Origin of the sequence: Actinomadura sp. NPDC048032 (genome assembly GCF_040653175.1) — a bacterium.
GTDB lineage: Bacteria > Actinomycetota > Actinomycetes > Streptosporangiales > Streptosporangiaceae > Spirillospora > Spirillospora verrucosospora.
Window position 1 is genome coordinate 1 of sequence record NZ_JBEZJP010000165.1, and the last position, 15,421, is coordinate 15,421.

Sequence of the window (15,421 nt, forward strand, 5' to 3'; positions counted from 1 at the left end):
GCGCGGGCCGAGCAGCCACTTGTAGCCGCCGGCGACCAGCCAGTCGACGCGGTCGGCGGGCAGCGGCAGCCATCCGGCGGCCTGGGTGGCGTCCAGCAGGATGCGGGCGCCGTGCGCGCGGGCGGCGCCGATGATCTCGTCCATGGGGGCGATGCGGCCGTCGGCGGACTGCACCGCCGACACCGCGACCAGGGCGGTGCCCGCGCCGACGTGCTCGGCGATCCGCTCCAGCGGGACCGACCGGACGCTCAGGTCGGGGCGGGCGGCGAACGGGAACAGCAGCGAGGTGAAGTCGCCGTCGGCGACCAGGACCTCGGCGCCGGCGGGCAGCGACGCCGCGACCAGCCCGGTGAAGTAGGACACCTGCGGGCCGCACGCGACCCGGTCCGCCGGGACGCCCAGCAGCCGCGCGAACGCCTCCCGGGAGCGCGTGACCGCCTCGTCCAGCGCGCCGGGGTCCAGCACCCCGGACGCCCGGTCGCGTTCGGCGGCGAGCATCGCCTCGTGCGCGGCGCGCGGCGGCAGCCCGTAGGTGGCGGTGTTGAGGAAGGCGACGCCGGCGCCGAACTCGCGCTGCGCCTGCGGCAGGGAAAGGGCCATGTCCCGATCGTGGGGCATCGCCGGGCCATAGCACAAAGTACGGTTTTCTTGGCGTCCCATCAGTGGCGTTGATACCTTGCGGCGATGCTGGACCTGCATCGCGGCCGGATCCTGCGCGAGGTGGCGCGGCTCGGGTCGATGACCGCCGCCGCCCGCTCCCTGGCCTACACCCAGCCCGCGGTGTCGCACCACATCGCGCGCCTGGAGGCCGAGGTCGGCACCCCGCTGGTGGTGCGGCACGGCCGGGGCGTGCGGCTGACCGAGGCGGGCCGGGTCCTGGTCGAGCACGTCGAGGACGTGCTGGCCCGCATGGGCGACGCCGAGGAGCGGATCGCCGCGATCGCCGGGCTGCGCGCCGGCCGGGTGCGGGCCGCGGTGTTCCCCACGGCGGCGGGCGGTCTGATGCCCGACGCCCTGGTCCGGCTGCGCGCCCGCGCGCCGGGAGTGTCGGTGACCCTGGTGGACGCCGAGCCGCCCGAGGCGCTGGCGCTGCTGCGCGCCGGGGAGGCCGACGTCGCGGTGGTGTTCCGGCACGCGTCCGTGCCGCCCGAGACCGACGCGCGGTTCCGGGAGGTCGTGCTGTGCGAGGACCCGCTGCGGCTGCTGGTCCCGGCGGCGCATCCGCTGGCGTCGGCGGAGCGGCCGCGGCTGGAGGACCTGGCCGGGGAGACGTGGGCGTCGGGCTGCGCGCGGTGCCGCGACCATCTGCGGTGGGCGTGCGCGCGCGCCGGGTTCACCCCCGACATCGCCTTCGCCACCGAGGACCACGTCGCGGTCCAGCGGCTGGTCGCGCGGGGGCTGGCCGTGACGACGCTGCCGGCGCTGGCGCTCGCCCTGCACACCGAGCCGGGCGTGGCGCTGCCCGACGTGCGCGGCGTCGGGAGTCGCCGCGTCAGCGCGGTCGTCGCCGCGGGCCCGCGGCCGCCCGCGGTGGCGGCGCTGCTGGACGAGCTGGCCGCCGCCTCCGGCGCGACGGGCTAGCCGCAGCGGTCAGGACGGGTGGGCGGTCAGGACAGATGGCGGTGCAGGTCGGTGAGGCGGCTCGCGGCGGCCTTCACCGCTTCGGCCAGGGCGGGCATCCGGTCGTCGCCGAACCGCACCGAGGGGCCCTGCAGCGCGACGGCGGCGAACACGCGCCCGCCGCCGTCGCGGACGGGCGCGGCCACGGCGCGGACGCCGGCCAGCCGCTCCTCGTCGTTGACGGAGTAGCCGCGTTCGCGGACGCCCCGCAGGTCGGCCTCCAGCTCGGCGCGCGTGGTGAGGGTGGCGGAGGTGTGGCGGGCGTAGGGCTCCTCCATCGCGACGGGGTCGCCGTCGAAGGCCAGCAGCGCCTTGCCCGTCGCGCACGCGTGGATCGGGTCGCGGTCGCCGGGCGGCTGGTCGTAGCGCAGCGGATGGACCGACGGCAGGTGCAGCAGCACCGCGACCTCGTCGCCGGCCCGCACGCCGAGGCTGACCGCCTCGCCCGTCCCGTCGCGCAGCGCGGTCAGCTCGGGCTGCAGCAGGGTCGAGCCCATCCGCTCCAGCGCCAGGCGGCCGAGGATGGCGGTGGTGGGGCCGAGGAAGTACCGCTCGGTCGCGGGGTCCTGCGCGAGCATCCCGGTGGCGTGCAGGGCGCCCACGATGCGGTGCGCGGTGCTGACCGACAGGCCGAGGCGGTGCGCGATCTCGGTGGGGGTCTGCCGGGCGGCGTCCTCGAAGGACCGCAGCACCGCCACGGAGCGGTCCACCGTCTGCGTGCCCGGCCTGGGCTGGGGCGTCCCTTCCGCGCGGTCGTCCGTCACGGGTCCCATCCTCCCACCGCGCCCGGCGCCGGGACGGCGGGGGGCGTGCGATAGTGGGGCGCGTGGCACCCGACACCCCGGTACGCGCGCCCCGTCCCCCCAAGGCCCGCACGGCGGGCGGGAGGGCGCGGGGCCCCTCGCCGTCGCTGACGGTCCGGCACGGGATCGGGTTCACGAGGAACCCGTGCGCGAGCCTGCTGCGCCTGTACGCCGAGGCGGGCCCGGTCGCCGTCGTCGGGACGCGCCGGATGCCGTTCGTGCACCTGTTCGGCCCCGACGCCAACGCGTTCGTGTTCGCCAACTCCGGCCTGTTCCGCTGGCGGGAGGCGTTCGACCTGCTGGTGCCGGTGAACGGGGAGACCGCGCTGATCGTCAGCGACGGCGCCGACCACCGGCGGCGGCGCAGGCTCGTCCAGCCGGCCTTCCACCACCGGCGCGTCGCCGGGTACGTGGCGCGGATGGCGGCCAACACCGACGCGGCGCTGGAGTCCTGGCGCCCCGGCCGGACGCTGGACGCCTACGCCGAGCTGCGCGCGGTGATCCGCCGCAGCACGGTGGAGGTGCTGTTCGGCGACCGGCTCGCCGCCGACAGCGAGGTGATCGGGCGGCGCCTGCAGGTCGCGCTCGCGGCCGTCGACCGCAACTTCGTGCTGCAGATGGTGCTGCGGTCGGTGCCCAACCCCTACATGCGGCGCGTCGCGGCGTCGCGGGCGCTGGTCGCCCGGCGGGTGGACGAGGAGATCGAGCGGCGGCTGCGCGAGGGCGGCGAGTACGATGACGTGCTGGGCATGTTGCTGTCCTCGCGCGACGAGGACGGCGCGGGCCTGACCCGCCAGGAGCTCCAGGACCAGGTCATCAGCCTGATCTCGGCCGGGTACGACACCACCAGCGCGGCGATGGCGTGGGCGGTGCACGCGCTGCTGGCCCATCCGCGGGCCGAGGAGCGGGCGCGGCGGGAGGTGGCCGAGGTGGTCGGCGACCGGCCGGTCGAGGCCGCCGACCTGCCCGCGCTGGAGTACCTGGACGGGGTGGTGAACGAGACGCTGCGGCTGTTCCCGCCCGCCGTGCTCAGCGCCCGCGTCCCGGTCGAGGACTTCTCCTACGGCGGGCACCGGGTCCCGGCGGGGGCGATGGTGTTCTACTCGCCGTTCGTCACCCACCGGATGCCGGAGGTGTGGCCGCAGGCGGGGCGGTTCCTGCCCGAGCGGTGGGACCGGTCCTCGGAGCTGTACCGCCCCACCACCCCCGCGACGTACCTTCCGTTCGGCGGCGGCCCGCACCGCTGCATCGGCTCGACGCTGGCGACGGTGGAGATCAAGACGATGCTGGCGTGCCTGCTGCGCCGCACGCGGCTGTCCCTGGTCTCCCCCGTCGCCACGCCGACGAGCGTGACCGCGATGCGCCCGCGCGGCGGCGTGCCGGTGCGGGTGCTCGGCTAGTCCGGGTCTCCGGCTAGTTCTGGCGCAGGCAGACGCAGAAGGGGTGCCCGGCCGGGTCGGTCAGGACGCGCCAGCGGTCGCCGCCGGGCTGGAAGTCGGGCCTGGCCCCGCCGAGGCCGGTGACGGTCTCCTCGGCCTTGTCCAGGTCGTCGACGTAGAAGTCGAGGTGGAACTGCTGGGGCCGCTCCCCCTCGGGCCAGGTGGGCGGCCGGTGCCCGGCGACGCCCTGGAAGTAGACGTCCATGCCGTTGGGCAGCTTGACGGCGGCGGCCTCGGGGGTGTCGTAGGTGATCTCGCCTCCGGTCACCGCGGCGTAGAACGCGGCGAGGGCGGGCGGCTCCGGGCAGTCGAGGCTGACGGCGACGAACTCCGCGATACCGGGCATCTATCGGCTCCTTCGTGATCGGTGTGCCCCCAGGCTCCCAGGGGAAGCTGACATCTTCTGTCAGGTACAGCGATCATTCCGAGGCGAAGCCGCCGGGCCGGTGAGGCGCCCCGGCCCGGCGGCGCGGGCCAGGCGCTCGGCCATGGCCGCCACGCGGTCGCGCAGCTCGGCCGGTTCGCGGATCTCGAAGTCGATGTCGAGGTAGGCGATGCGCAGCGCCGTCCACTCCAGCGAGTCGGCGGAGGTGCGCAGCACGCAGGTGCGGTCGTCGACCGGCTCGATCTCGTTCTCGGCCACGCGGAACCGGTCGGCCAGCTCCCGCGCGGACGCGCGCACGAGCAGCACCGCCCGCGTCGCCGGATCCGATCCCGCCAAGAAGCGGGTGACGAACTCGCCCGTGTCGGCGGCGGGCAGCTCCCGCGGCGCGACGCGCACGCCGGTCGGCAGCGGGGAGGACGCGCGGTCGACGCGGAAGACCCGCCAGTCGTCGCGGACGGTGTCGAACGCGACCAGGTACCAGCGCCGCCCCGCCGACACCAGGCCGTGCGGCTCGACCAGGCGCCGGGTCTCCCGCCCGTCGGCGCCGCGGTAGGCGAAGCGGACGCGCTCGTGGTCGCGGCACGCCGCGGCCAGCACCGTCAGGGTCTCGGGGGCCGCGACCGGCCCGGCGGGCGGGGAGCCCAGGGTGGTGGTGGCGGCGTGCAGGGCGGTGACGCGGCGCCGCAGCCGCGCGGGCAGGACCTGTTCGAGCTTGGCCAGGGCGCGCACGGACGCCTCGGCGATGCCCTCGACCGCTCCCCCGGTGGCGGCGCGCAGCCCGACGGCGATCGCGACGGCCTCCTCGTCGTCCAGCAGCAGCGGCGGCATCGCGGCCCCGGCCTCCAGGACGTAGCCGCCGGCCGCGCCGAGCGTGGCGTGCACGGGGTACCCGAGGCCGCGCAGCCGCTCGATGTCGCGGCGGACGGTGCGGGGGCTGACGGACAGGCGCTCGCACAGCTCCGGGCCGCTCCACTCGCGGCGGGTCTGCAGCAGCGACAGCAGCCGCAGCAGGCGTTCGGACGACATGACCCCAGTATGCGGCGAATGCGGTCAGAATCTGGCCTCTTTGCCACCTAGCGTTCCGGTCATGAACGGGGACCACATCGTCATCGCCGGCGCCAGGAACAACAACCTCAAGGACGTCTCGCTGCGCATCCCCAAGAACCGGCTCGTGGTGTTCACCGGGGTGTCGGGCTCGGGCAAGTCGTCGATCGTGTTCGGGACGGTCGCGGCGGAGTCGCAGCGGCAGCTGAACGAGACGCTCAGCTGGTTCGCCCGCGACCGGATGCCCCGCCGCGAGCGGCCCGACGCCGACGTCATCGACCGCCTCGCGCCGGCGGTCGTGGTCGACCAGCGGCCGATCGGCGGCAACGCCCGCTCCACGGTCGGCACCATCACCGACATCTCCCCCGTCCTGCGCGTCCTGTTCTCCCGGCACGGCACGCCGAGCGCCGGCGAGGCCGCCGCCTACTCCTTCAACGACCCGCGCGGCATGTGCCCCGAATGCGACGGCCTCGGGCACGTCGCGCGGGTCGACCTGGACCGGTTCCTGGACACCGGGCGGTCGCTGAACGAGGGCGCCGTCGACTTCCCGCCGTTCGGCGTGGGGACGTTCGTGTGGCAGCTCTACGCCGAGTCGGGCCTGTTCGACCCCGACAAGCCGCTGCGGGACTTCACCCCCGAGGAGTGGGACCTGCTCCTGCACGGCAAGGGGTTCCGGGTGCCGCGCCGCAACCGGACCGGGTCGATGGGCCACAACGCCTACGAGGGCGTGATCGAGCGGTTCCAGCGCCTCTACCTCAAGCGGGACCTGGCGTCCCTGCCGCCCAAGGTGCGCGACGCGGCCCGCCGCGTGGTGCGCGAGCAGACCTGCCCGGCCTGCGGCGGAGCCCGGCTCAACGCGACGGCGCTGGCCTCGCGCGTCGGCGGCCGCACCATCGCCGAGATGTCTCGGATGGAGGTCGGGGACCTGGTCGCCGCGCTCGGCGAGATCACCGACCCGGTCGCCGCGCGGGTCGCCGGGGAGGCCGCCGCGCGGCTGCGGCGGCTGACCGACATCGGCCTGTCCTACCTGTCCCTGGACCGGCCGACCCGCACGCTGTCGGGCGGGGAGGCGCAGCGGCTCAAGGTCGTCCGGCACCTGGGGTCCAGCCTGACCGGGATGACCTACATCTTCGACGAGCCGAGCGCGGGCCTGCACCCCCGCGACGTCGACCGGCTGAACGCGCTGCTGCTGCGGCTGCGCGACAAGGGCAACACCGTGCTGGTGGTCGAGCACGACCCGGCGGTGATCGCCGTCGCCGACCACGTGGTCGACATGGGGCCCGGCGCGGGCGTGCACGGCGGCGAGGTCGTGTTCACCGGCACGGTCGCGGGGCTGCGCGCGGCCGCGACCCCGACCGGGCGGGCGCTGGGCCGCGCGGTGCGGGTGAAGGACGCGTTCCGGGAGCCGGGCGGATGGCTGGAGGTGACCGGCGCCCGCACCCACAACCTCAAGGACGTGACGGTGCGGTTCCCCGCCGGCGTGCTCACGGCGGTCACCGGCGTGGCCGGTTCGGGCAAGAGCACCCTGGTCATGGACGAGTTCGCCGCGCGGCACCCCGGCGCCGTCGTGGTGGACCAGTCGGCGATCGCGGCGTCCCGCCGGTCCAGCCCCGCCACGTTCGTCGGCGTGATGGACCCGCTGCGCCGGCTGTTCGCGCGGGCGAGCGGCGCCGACGCGGCGCTGTTCAGCCACAACTCCAAGGGCGCGTGCCCCGAGTGCGACGGCAACGGCGTCATCGTCACCGACCTGGCGTTCATGGACCCGGTCACCACCACGTGCCGGGCGTGCCGGGGCGGCCGGTACCGCCCCGAGGTCCTCGCGCACACGCTGCGCGGCCGCACGATCGTGGACGTCCTGGCGATGACCGCCGAGGAGGCACTGCCGTTCTGCACCGGGGACGCCGCCGGGGACGCCGCCGGGGACGCCGACCCGTCCGAACGCGCGATCGCCGCGCGGCTGCGCGCTCTCAACGAGGCGGGGCTCGGCTACATGACGCTCGGGCGGCCGCTGGGGTCTCTGTCGGGCGGCGAGCGCCAGCGCATCAAGCTGGCGACCCGGCTGCACCGCCCCGGGACGGTCTACGTGCTGGACGAGCCCACGACGGGCCTGCACATGTCCGACGTCGGGGCGCTGCTGGCGCTGCTGGACCGGCTGGTGGACGGCGGCGGGACCGTCATCGTCGTCGAGCACGACCTCCAGGTGGTCGCGCACGCCGACTGGGTGGTCGACCTCGGGCCCGGCGGGGGCCGGCACGGCGGCGAGGTCGTGTTCGCCGGCACCCCCGCCGCGCTGCTGGAGGAGCCGTCCTCGGTCACGGCGGAGTTCCTGCGCCGCGGCCTGCCCGGGCGGGCCGCGGCGCGCCGCTAGTTGTCGGGGACCAGGCGGGCCGGGAAGCCGCCGGTCGCGATCGGCCCCCACCGCTCGATGGTGACGCGGATCAGGGACTTGTCCTGGCGGCGCATCGCCTCCCGGTACTCGTCCCAGTCGGGGTGCTCCCCGGCGATGCAGCGGTAGTAGTCGACGAGCGCGTCGGCGGCCTCGGGCATGTCGATGACCTCGGCGGCGCCGTCGACCTGCACGTAGGGGCCGTTGAAGTCGTCGGACAGCACGCACACCGACACGCGCGGGTCGCGGCGGGCGTTGCGGGCCTTGGCCCGCTCGGGATAGGTGGACACGACGATGCGGCCCTGGTCGTCGACGCCGCACGTCACCGGCGACATCTGGGGCCGGCCGTCGGCGCGGGCGGTGGACAGCAGCGCGTGGTGGCGGGGACGCAGGAACTCCAGCAGTTCGGAGCGGTCGACGCGGTTCGCGGTGGCGATCGAAGGAGCCATGCCCGCAACTCTAGGAAGCGGGCGCCGATGAGTTCGCGACCGCCCCGCCGTCTTCGCGGCTCGGGGGCCGGGCCGGTGGCGTTGTCCGCGGTCTGTCGGCTGTGCGCCGGGTGACCGGGGCGCCTGGGTCTGGTCAGCGGACGAGGCGGAAGAACGCGCGGAGCTCCTCGACGAAGAGCCGGGGTTGCTCGAACGCCGCGAAGTGACCGCCCTTCTCGGGCTCGTTCCAGTGCCGGATGTCGGTGAAGCGCTTCTCGGCCCACCGCCGGGAGGGGCGGGGGTTCTCCTTCGGGAACACCGAGCACCCGGTCGGCACGGTCACCAGGTCCGTCGCGCCGGCGGTGAAGACCCGCTGCACCTGCCGGAAGCTCTCCCAGTAGAGACGGGCGGCGGACGCCCCGGTCCCGGGCAGCCAGTAGAACATGAGGTTGTCGAGCAGTTCGTCGCGGGTGAGCGCGTTCTCCGGGTGGCCGTCGCAGTCGGTCCAGAAGCGGAACTTCTCGATGATCCAGGCGCACAGCAGCGCCGGGGAGTCGACGAGCCCGTAGCCGACGGTCTGCGGCCGGGTGGACTGTTCCAGCGAGTAGCCGTCCTCCCGCCGCTGGGCCTCCTCCAGCGAGGCCAGGGCGGCCCGCTCCCCGGCGGTGAGGTCGTCGAACGTCGCCGGGTCCGGAGCCGCGAGGGGCGGGGTGAGGTGGATGCCGGCCAGGTGCTCCGCATCCTGGCGGCCGATCAGTGTGGTGATGGTGGTGCCCCAGTCGGAGCCCTGCGCGCCGTACCGGTCGTAGCCGAGGCGAGCCATCAGGCGGATCCAGGCGGCGGCGATCCGCTCGACGCCCCAGCCGGGGTCGCCCGGCTTGTCGCTGAAGCCGTAGCCGGGCAGCGACGGGCAGACGACGTGGAACGCGTCGCGGGCGTCGCCGCCGTGGGCCGCCGGGTCGGTGAGCGGTCCGATCACCTTGAGGAACTCCACGACCGAGCCCGGCCAGCCGTGGGTGAGGACGAGCGGCAGCGCGTCCTCGTGCGGCGAGCGGACGTGGAGGAAGTGGATCCCGAGGCCGTCGACGGAGGTCCGGAACTGCGGCAACGCGTTGAGGCGCGCCTCGGTGGCCCGCCAGTCGTACTCCTCGGCCCAGTACCGGCACAGTTCGCGCAGATAGTCCAGGGGCACGCCCTGGGACCAGTCGTCGACCGTCTCCTCGTCCGGCCACCGCGTGCGGTTCAACCGTTCCCGCAGGTCGTCGAGTACGGACTCGGGGACGTCGAGATGGAAGGGGATCACGTCGTCGGCCATGCCGCCCTCCTCGTCGGAGTGTGGGTGGTGTACATCGGTGGTGTGCATGGCCGGGGCGTCGCGTTCGGCGTGCGCGTTGTCGTGCCGGTCATCCTTCGGCGAGGAGGAGCGCCTGCTGGGGCGCGAGCCGGACGCGGCCGACCCTGGGCCGGTCGGGCGTGACGGAGGGGTCGTCGGTGTCGAACACCGCCGGCGCGGGCAGGTCGACATCGGCCACGGGGGTGTCGCGCAGGTTCACCACGGCCCAGAGCGCTCCCCTGCGGTAGGCGGTCACCGGTGCGGCGAGCACGGCCCTGGTCACCTCGTCGGTGGCGGCCAGCCGGCGGGTGAGCCGGCGTCGGGTGGCCAGCAGCCGGCCCACGGTGTTCAGGTGGGATGCCGGGTCGTCTCGCTGCCTCGCCACGGTGTCGCCGTCAGCGCGTGCGCCGTCGGGCAGCCACGGACGCCCCGTGGTGAATCCCAGTCCCGGACCCGGCCGCCACGGCATGGGGGTGCGCGCGGCGTCGCGGCTCTCCTCCGGCTGGGCGGCGCCCAGCGGGTCGGCACCGAGGCCGGGCGGGACCCGCCCGTCGCCCAGGCCGAGTTCCTCGCCCTGGTAGAGCCAGAAGGTTCCAGGCAGCAGCGCCATCAGGACGTGGAGCGCGAGTGAACGGCGCCTGCCGCGGAGCCCGTCCCCGAACCGGGTGGCGGCGCGGGAGCGGTCGTGGTTGCCCTGGACCCACGAGAGTCGCGGCGACGCCGCCACGGCGGCCTCGATCATGGTGTCGATCCGGTCGGCGTCCCAGCCGGTCTCGACCAGCCCGAACCAGAACGACGAGTGCAGCCGCTCGCCCTCGACGAAACGGGCCAGCGCCCGCGGGTCGAGTTCGTAGACTTCGCCGACGAGGAGGGCGTCGTGCCGGTCGGCGATGCGCCGCCACCGCTCGTGGACGGCGTGCACATCGGGCTGGTGGATGTCATGACGGTGCTCCTGGCGGCGCCAGTCCATCGTCACGCCCCGCGCCGGGAGGAGCCGGCCGGCGGGCAGCGGCGGATTGTCCCGTAGCTCCGCGTCCTTGACGAGGTAGGCGGCCGTGTCGACGCGGAAGCCGTCCAGTCCCCGCGCGAGCCAGTACTCGATGATCGCGTCGACCTCGGCCGCGAGCGCGGGGTCGCGCCAGTTGAGGTCGGGCTGTTCAGGGCGGAACAGGTGCAGGTAGTACTGACCGGTCGCCGGGCTGAACGTCCAGGCCGGCCCGCCGAAATGGGACGGCCAGTTGTTGGGCGGGCCGCCGCCGGGGGCCGGGTCCCGCCAGATGTAGTACTCGCGGTGCGGGTCCGTCCGCGAAGAGGAGGCGGCGGCGAACCAGGGGTGGGCGTCGCTGGTGTGGTTGACGACCAGGTCGCCGATCACCCGCATTCCGTGGCGGTGCGCCTCCGCCAGCAGCCCGTCCAGCGCGGCCTCCCCGCCGAACCGGGGATCGACGGCCCGGTAGTCGGCGACGTCGTATCCGTGGTCGCGCATCGGCGAGCGGAAGAAGGGGGTCAGCCACACCACGTCCACCCCGAGGCGCGCCAGGTGGTCCAGGTGCGCGCTCGCCCCCGTCAGGTCGCCCCAGCCGTCGCCGTTGCCGTCCGCGAACGACGGAAGGTACACCTGGTAGCCGACGGCGTCGCGCCACCACGGCCGGAGCCGCGACCGCTCCAGCAGATCGGCCAGCCGCCCCAGGTCGGGCAGGGACAGCCCGCCGGGCAGCCCCCGCAGCGCCGCGGTCGGCATGCCCGCCGCCCGGCCGGCGGCCAGGCCCGGCTCGGAGTCCTCCACCACGAGGCAGGCGGGCGGAGGGATCCCCAGGCGGGCCGCGGCCTCCAGGTAGCCCTCGGGGTCGGGTTTGCCCACCGCCACGTCGTCGATGGTGAGGAGGAGGGGCGGATCGATCCCCGCCGCCTGCAGGCGTGCCTCGGCCAGCCTCCCGTCGGCGCTGGTCACCACGGCCCACGGCAGTCCGAGCCGGCCGAGCGCGGCGATCAGGTCATGCGCGCCGGGCGTCGCGGTGACCTCCGCCAAGTCCTCGTGCTGCAGGGCGTGCTGCCGCTGCGCCGCCGCGGCGGCGCCGTCCTCGCCGAGGCCGGGGAGCAGCCGCCGAACCGTATGTGCCGCCGGGCTCCCGTGGGCGATGGCGAGCACCGCGCCGGGGTCGACGCCGTGCTCCGCGGCCCAGATCGACCAGGCGCGCTCGACCGAGGCGTCGGAGTCGACGAGAGTGCCGTCCATGTCCAGCAGGACCGCTTCGATCGCTGCGAGATCGATCCGTTGCCGCCGCACGAGGCCCTCCTTGATTAAACTCGTGCAGCGAGCATAAAGCCCTCGAGGGCGGCCCTGGCAAGAGTCCGGACGCGCCCGCTACTCCTTGAGGTCGAGCGGTGGCTCAATGGAAGTGCTCGGGGCCGCGTTCGGGTGTTGTGCGGCCCGGTGGGCCCGGTCGGCGGGTCGGGTCTGCGGGTGGGGTCGCGGTTGAACAGCTTCATCGACCAGAGGAAGCCGACCAGGGTGATGCCCACCGACCAGGAGGGGGTCTGGCAGCCGCTGCCGCCAGGGGTGGTCAGGGGCCCGAGCGCCTGTCTCGGCTCACCCATTGCAGAGCTCCGCCGGTACCGGCCGGGCGCTACTTCCCGGCCGGGCCGGGTTCTCCGCTCCTGGATTCCTGGTAGATCTCCGCGTAGGTGGGAGAGTCCTTGATCAGGTCGTCGCAGAACGCGGCGACGTCGTCGCCGATGAGTTCCATGACTCCCTTGCCCGCGGCGACACCCTCCTCGAAGAAGTCGACGATCCCCGGGAGCAGAGGCCCGTCGGGCAGGTCCACCGGCCCGACCTTGAACAGGTACCTCTGCATCTCCTTGTAGACGATCCGATAGTCCGGCGGGAGCGCCTTGACCCGCGCCATGTGCGCCCGCCACTGCCGCTTGCCCTCGATGACGTCCTGAATGCTCACGTCAGCCTCCCAGCCGGCTCAGTTTCCTCGCGACGTTCCTGTTCAGCTGCTCGCGCCACCGGTCGCGATAGGTGCGGGCACCCTCTCCGCCGGCCAGCGCCGCGCAGAAGCCTCGGACGTCGTCACCGAGCACCTCCTGGACGCTCTGCCCGTCCGCCGAGGTTTCCTCCAGCAGCCCCAGGGCCGCGTCGAGGATCGGCATCAGGTTGCGGCCGGTGAAGTCCGAGTGGGGGGAGAGGTGCGCCTTGATCTGTTCCCATGCCGCCCGGTGGTCCTCCGGCAGGGCCGCGGCCCGGACTTCGAACGCTTTCCATTCTCTGGTGAGATCACTGCCTGTGACGGTCTCCCAGAAACTCATCTCCCGCCCTCCTTGAGGCTGTCGATGCGTGATGAGACGTACTGCCATTTCGCCCAGAACTTCGCGAGTTCCTCGCGTCCGGCGTCGTTGAGCGCATAGAACTTGCGCGGCGGACCGACCCCGGAGGGTCGTTTCGTCACCTGGACGAGCCCGTTCCTCTCCAGCCGCAGCAGGATGGTGTAGACCGTCCCTTCGACGACGTCGGTGAAGCCGAGATCGTTCAGCCGGCGCGTGATGGCGTACCCGTAGGTCTCCTCGCCCCCGATGATCTCCAGCACGCAGCCTTCGAGCGTGCCCTTCAACATCTCCGTCAGGTCGTCCATCGCGGGCCTTCGATCTCCAGGTACCTTGTAGTACTGAGTACCACTATACAGTACCACTTAGTAGTGGCGCGGAGGTGCCCGTCCCGGCCGGGCCCGCCCTTCCGGCGACTCCGGGGCCGGGCGCCGATGAGTTCGCGGCCGCCTCGCCGTCTACCTTTCGAAGGCGGTTCACGAGGGAGGACGACGATGAGCGACCGCGAACCCGTCGAGGCGCGCGACCTCGACATCTACGGGGCCGGAGAGCTGGCGTGGGACGGCGTGCGCGACGCGCTGAAGGCGGCGCTGCCGAAGCCCGAGACGCCGGTGTTCCTCGGCACGGCCGGCCCGGACGGGCGCCCGCACTCGGCGGGCGTCGGCGCGCTGTGGCACGACGGAGACCTGTACGTCGTCAGCGGGCCCGGCACGCGCAAGTCGCGGAACCTGGCGGCGAACCCGGCGTGCACGGTCTCGGTCCGCACGCCGGTCGGGGACGTGGTGCTGGAGGGCGAGGCCCGGCGCGTCACCGACCCGGAGGTCCTGGAGGCGGTCGCGGCCGGGTACCGGGACGGCGGGTGGCCGGCGCGGGTGGAGGGCGAGGCGTTCACCGCGCCCTACAGCGCGCAGAGCGCGGGGCCGCCGCCATGGTGGGTCTACCGGATCTCCTTCCACACGGTGTTCGCGGTGGGGACGGTGGAGCCCTACGGCGCGATGCGGTGGAAGTTCGCGCGCTGAGCGGTGCGCGCGGCGCGGGCGGTCAGCCGCTCAGCAGGGCGAACAGGCCGGCGCAGGTGAGCGCGACCATGACGGCGGCGATGGGCAGCTGCCCGCGCGTGGCCGGGCCGGGGCCGCGCAGGGCGAGGTCGTGCGCGGCGATCGTCCCGGCGATGTGGCCGAGGACGATGGCGTTGACCTGGACCTGCGCGACGAGGGTGGGTCCGGCGAGGTCGTAGTCGACGCGGTTGCCGGTGGAGCCGAGCAGGTTCAGTCCCGTCCCGAAGGGGTCGCTGGCGAGGATGAACGTGGTCTGGCCCTCCAGGACGAAGAACGAGAAGTAGTGGGCGAGGGTGTAGCCGAGGGCGATCGGCAGCAGCGTCGCGGCGAACCGGGCGGGCCCGGACCGGTCGTGCGGGAGGGCCGGGTCCTGGCGGGTCAGCCGTGCGCTGAGCCGCAGCGCCGCCACGTACAGCAGCGCGACGGCGCCGACGGCGGCGGCCAGGCCGAGGGTTCCGGCGCGGACGCTCGCGGGGTCGACGTTGTCGCGCCAGTAGGTGGTGCGGGTGACGCCGTCGAATCCGGTCGAGCCGATCAGCACGCAGGCGGTCGCGGTCAGTCCGGGTTCGGGGTCGCCCTTCATCAGGCCGGTGAGCGGGGTGCGCAGGACGAGGGCGCCGTCGCCGCGCCGCCCGACGGGGCACAGGCGGGCGAGCAGGCTGGAGTAGGCCTCGAACCCGTCTGCGCGGGTGAACCAGTCGCGGCCGAACCACCAGGCGGGGGCCAGGTTGGCGGCGGCGTAGGCGAGGATGAGGGCGCCGACCAGGCGCGGGTCGGAGCGGTGCGGGGCGACGAGTTCCAGCCAGACGAATCCGGTGAGCCACGCGGCGGCGGGCCAGTAGCCGAGCCGGGCGGGCAGGGGGCGCCGTCCCGCCGTCGGGGTGCGGGTGGCGCGGCAGAGCGCGGAGTGCAGGGTCCGCAGCGGGTTGACGCGGCGCCACACGGGTCCGAGCAGGACGCTGGCGGGCACCAGGCCCACCCAGAACGTCACGAACAGTGCCCACGGGGCGAGGTTGCGGGCGTCGGAGGCGGGTCCGGCGAACGCGACGGCGACGACCAGGGCGGACGCGGCCAGTGCGAGGGCGCGTCCGGCCGCGGTGAGGGCGGGCGCGTCCAGCGCGCGGGCGAGGGCGGGGGGCAGCGGGCGCCCGGCGTCGGGGTGGAGGCGGGGCCGTTTCCACGCGGCGGTGAGGGCGAGGAAGGTGGCCGCGACGGCCAGGCCGCCGCCGGTGATGGCGGCGACGGCGTCCAGGGGCAGGTCGGTGCGGCCGCCGAGCCCGTGGGCGAGCACGTGCACGGGTCACCCGACCTGGAGTTCGAGGACGCGGGCGCCGGAGTGGTGCAGTTCGGCCTCGAACACGCCGGGGGTGTCGGCGGTGAAGCGCAGGACGGCCGTCGCTCCGGGGCGCAGCTCAAGCTCGCGGTCGTAGCCGTGCAGGTGGAACTCGTCGGCGGTGTCGCCGGTGACGGTGATCTCGACGGCGGCGCCGCGGGGGACCTTCACGCGGCGCTGCGCGGTGCGGGGCTCGCTCGGGCCCGGTTCGACTTCGACCGCCAGAACACGCAGGGGGTGGAGCGCGAGCGCGGCGCCTCACCTC

At 74.5% G+C, this 15,421-nt stretch carries 16 protein-coding genes; 4 read left to right on the plus strand and 12 right to left on the minus strand.

Annotation, left to right across the window (positions count from 1 at the left end):
- Positions 1–600: aminotransferase class V-fold PLP-dependent enzyme (locus AB0C69_RS21695; RefSeq protein WP_360356188.1), on the minus strand; the 600-nt coding region annotated here is incomplete at its 3' end.
- 84 nt (positions 601–684) lie between these two features.
- On the opposite strand from AB0C69_RS21695, the gene AB0C69_RS21700 reads away from it, so the two are divergent.
- The gene (locus AB0C69_RS21700; protein WP_345186901.1) at positions 685–1,581 is read left to right on the plus strand and encodes a LysR family transcriptional regulator; all 897 of its coding nucleotides are present in this window, start codon (positions 685–687) and stop codon (positions 1,579–1,581) included.
- Positions 1,582–1,607: 26 nt separating this feature from the next.
- Here AB0C69_RS21700 and AB0C69_RS21705 read toward each other — a convergent pair whose 3' ends face one another.
- A complete protein-coding gene (locus tag AB0C69_RS21705) occupies positions 1,608–2,384 on the minus strand; it encodes an IclR family transcriptional regulator (RefSeq protein WP_360356191.1) in 777 nt (258 codons plus the stop codon).
- Between the two features lie 62 nt (positions 2,385–2,446).
- Between AB0C69_RS21705 and AB0C69_RS21710 the strand changes: the two genes are divergently transcribed.
- The gene (locus AB0C69_RS21710; RefSeq protein ID WP_360356193.1) at positions 2,447–3,823 is read left to right on the plus strand and encodes a cytochrome P450; all 1,377 of its coding nucleotides are present in this window, start codon (positions 2,447–2,449) and stop codon (positions 3,821–3,823) included.
- A gap of 13 nt (positions 3,824–3,836) precedes the next feature.
- Here AB0C69_RS21710 and AB0C69_RS21715 read toward each other — a convergent pair whose 3' ends face one another.
- Positions 3,837–4,208, minus strand: coding sequence for a VOC family protein (locus tag AB0C69_RS21715; protein ID WP_345186909.1), 372 nt, complete (start codon positions 4,206–4,208; stop codon positions 3,837–3,839).
- Between the two features lie 60 nt (positions 4,209–4,268).
- The gene (locus AB0C69_RS21720) at positions 4,269–5,273 is read right to left on the minus strand and encodes a YafY family protein (RefSeq protein ID WP_360356196.1); all 1,005 of its coding nucleotides are present in this window, start codon (positions 5,271–5,273) and stop codon (positions 4,269–4,271) included.
- 61 nt (positions 5,274–5,334) lie between these two features.
- Here AB0C69_RS21720 and AB0C69_RS21725 point away from each other — a divergent pair, with 61 nt between their 5' ends.
- Entirely contained in the window at positions 5,335–7,659 is a 2,325-nt protein-coding gene (locus AB0C69_RS21725) for an excinuclease ABC subunit UvrA (protein WP_360356199.1), read from the plus strand.
- Here the strand turns inward: AB0C69_RS21725 and AB0C69_RS21730 are convergent.
- The 6 genes from AB0C69_RS21730 to AB0C69_RS21755 form a co-directional block, all read right to left on the minus strand.
- Positions 7,656–8,126, minus strand: coding sequence for a TIGR03618 family F420-dependent PPOX class oxidoreductase (locus AB0C69_RS21730; protein WP_353834896.1), 471 nt, complete (start codon positions 8,124–8,126; stop codon positions 7,656–7,658). The two genes, AB0C69_RS21725 and AB0C69_RS21730, sit on opposite strands and share 4 nt — an antisense overlap.
- A 133-nt stretch (positions 8,127–8,259) precedes the next feature.
- Positions 8,260–9,420, minus strand: a complete 1,161-nt coding sequence (locus AB0C69_RS21735) for an epoxide hydrolase family protein (protein ID WP_360356201.1) — start codon at positions 9,418–9,420, stop codon at positions 8,260–8,262.
- A gap of 88 nt (positions 9,421–9,508) precedes the next feature.
- On the minus strand, positions 9,509–11,725 hold the full coding sequence (locus AB0C69_RS21740) for an HAD-IA family hydrolase (RefSeq protein ID WP_360356203.1): 2,217 nt from the start codon (positions 11,723–11,725) through the stop codon (positions 9,509–9,511).
- A gap of 340 nt (positions 11,726–12,065) precedes the next feature.
- Positions 12,066–12,392 carry a DUF1048 domain-containing protein gene (locus tag AB0C69_RS21745; protein ID WP_360356206.1) on the minus strand — a complete coding sequence of 109 codons (327 nt, stop codon included), beginning with the start codon at positions 12,390–12,392 and terminating at the stop codon, positions 12,066–12,068.
- 1 nt (position 12,393) lies between these two features.
- On the minus strand, positions 12,394–12,750 hold the full coding sequence (locus AB0C69_RS21750; RefSeq protein WP_353834893.1) for a DUF1048 domain-containing protein: 357 nt from the start codon (positions 12,748–12,750) through the stop codon (positions 12,394–12,396).
- Positions 12,747–13,073 (minus strand): PadR family transcriptional regulator, encoded by a 327-nt coding sequence (locus tag AB0C69_RS21755; RefSeq protein ID WP_360356210.1) that lies wholly within the window; start codon positions 13,071–13,073, stop codon positions 12,747–12,749. Before AB0C69_RS21755 ends, AB0C69_RS21750 begins: the two co-directional genes overlap by 4 nt.
- 186 nt (positions 13,074–13,259) lie before the next feature.
- On the opposite strand from AB0C69_RS21755, the gene AB0C69_RS21760 reads away from it, so the two are divergent.
- A complete protein-coding gene (locus tag AB0C69_RS21760; protein ID WP_360356212.1) occupies positions 13,260–13,784 on the plus strand; it encodes a pyridoxamine 5'-phosphate oxidase family protein in 525 nt (174 codons plus the stop codon).
- 22 nt (positions 13,785–13,806) lie between these two features.
- Here AB0C69_RS21760 and AB0C69_RS21765 read toward each other — a convergent pair whose 3' ends face one another.
- Together AB0C69_RS21765 and AB0C69_RS21770 are read right to left on the minus strand one after the other, a co-directional pair.
- Entirely contained in the window at positions 13,807–15,120 is a 1,314-nt protein-coding gene (locus AB0C69_RS21765) for a hypothetical protein (RefSeq protein WP_360356215.1), read from the minus strand.
- Positions 15,121–15,123: 3 nt separating this feature from the next.
- Positions 15,124–15,327, minus strand: a complete 204-nt coding sequence (locus AB0C69_RS21770; RefSeq protein WP_360356217.1) for a hypothetical protein — start codon at positions 15,325–15,327, stop codon at positions 15,124–15,126.
- Positions 15,328–15,421 lie beyond the last annotated feature (94 nt).

Bases quoted from the DNA above. Each gene is read 5' to 3' on its own strand.
- AB0C69_RS21700 (WP_345186901.1), top strand. From the start codon at position 685: ATGCTGGACCTGCATCGCGGCCGGATCCTGCGCGAGGTGGCGCGGCTC.
- AB0C69_RS21715 (WP_345186909.1), bottom strand. From the start codon at position 4,208: ATGCCCGGTATCGCGGAGTTCGTCGCCGTCAGCCTCGACTGCCCGGAG.
- AB0C69_RS21720 (WP_360356196.1), bottom strand. From the start codon at position 5,273: ATGTCGTCCGAACGCCTGCTGCGGCTGCTGTCGCTGCTGCAGACCCGC.
- AB0C69_RS21725 (WP_360356199.1), top strand. From the start codon at position 5,335: ATGAACGGGGACCACATCGTCATCGCCGGCGCCAGGAACAACAACCTC.
- AB0C69_RS21730 (WP_353834896.1), bottom strand. From the start codon at position 8,126: ATGGCTCCTTCGATCGCCACCGCGAACCGCGTCGACCGCTCCGAACTG.
- AB0C69_RS21735 (WP_360356201.1), bottom strand. From the start codon at position 9,420: ATGGCCGACGACGTGATCCCCTTCCATCTCGACGTCCCCGAGTCCGTA.
- AB0C69_RS21750 (WP_353834893.1), bottom strand. From the start codon at position 12,750: ATGAGTTTCTGGGAGACCGTCACAGGCAGTGATCTCACCAGAGAATGG.
- AB0C69_RS21755 (WP_360356210.1), bottom strand. From the start codon at position 13,073: ATGGACGACCTGACGGAGATGTTGAAGGGCACGCTCGAAGGCTGCGTG.
- AB0C69_RS21760 (WP_360356212.1), top strand. From the start codon at position 13,260: ATGAGCGACCGCGAACCCGTCGAGGCGCGCGACCTCGACATCTACGGG.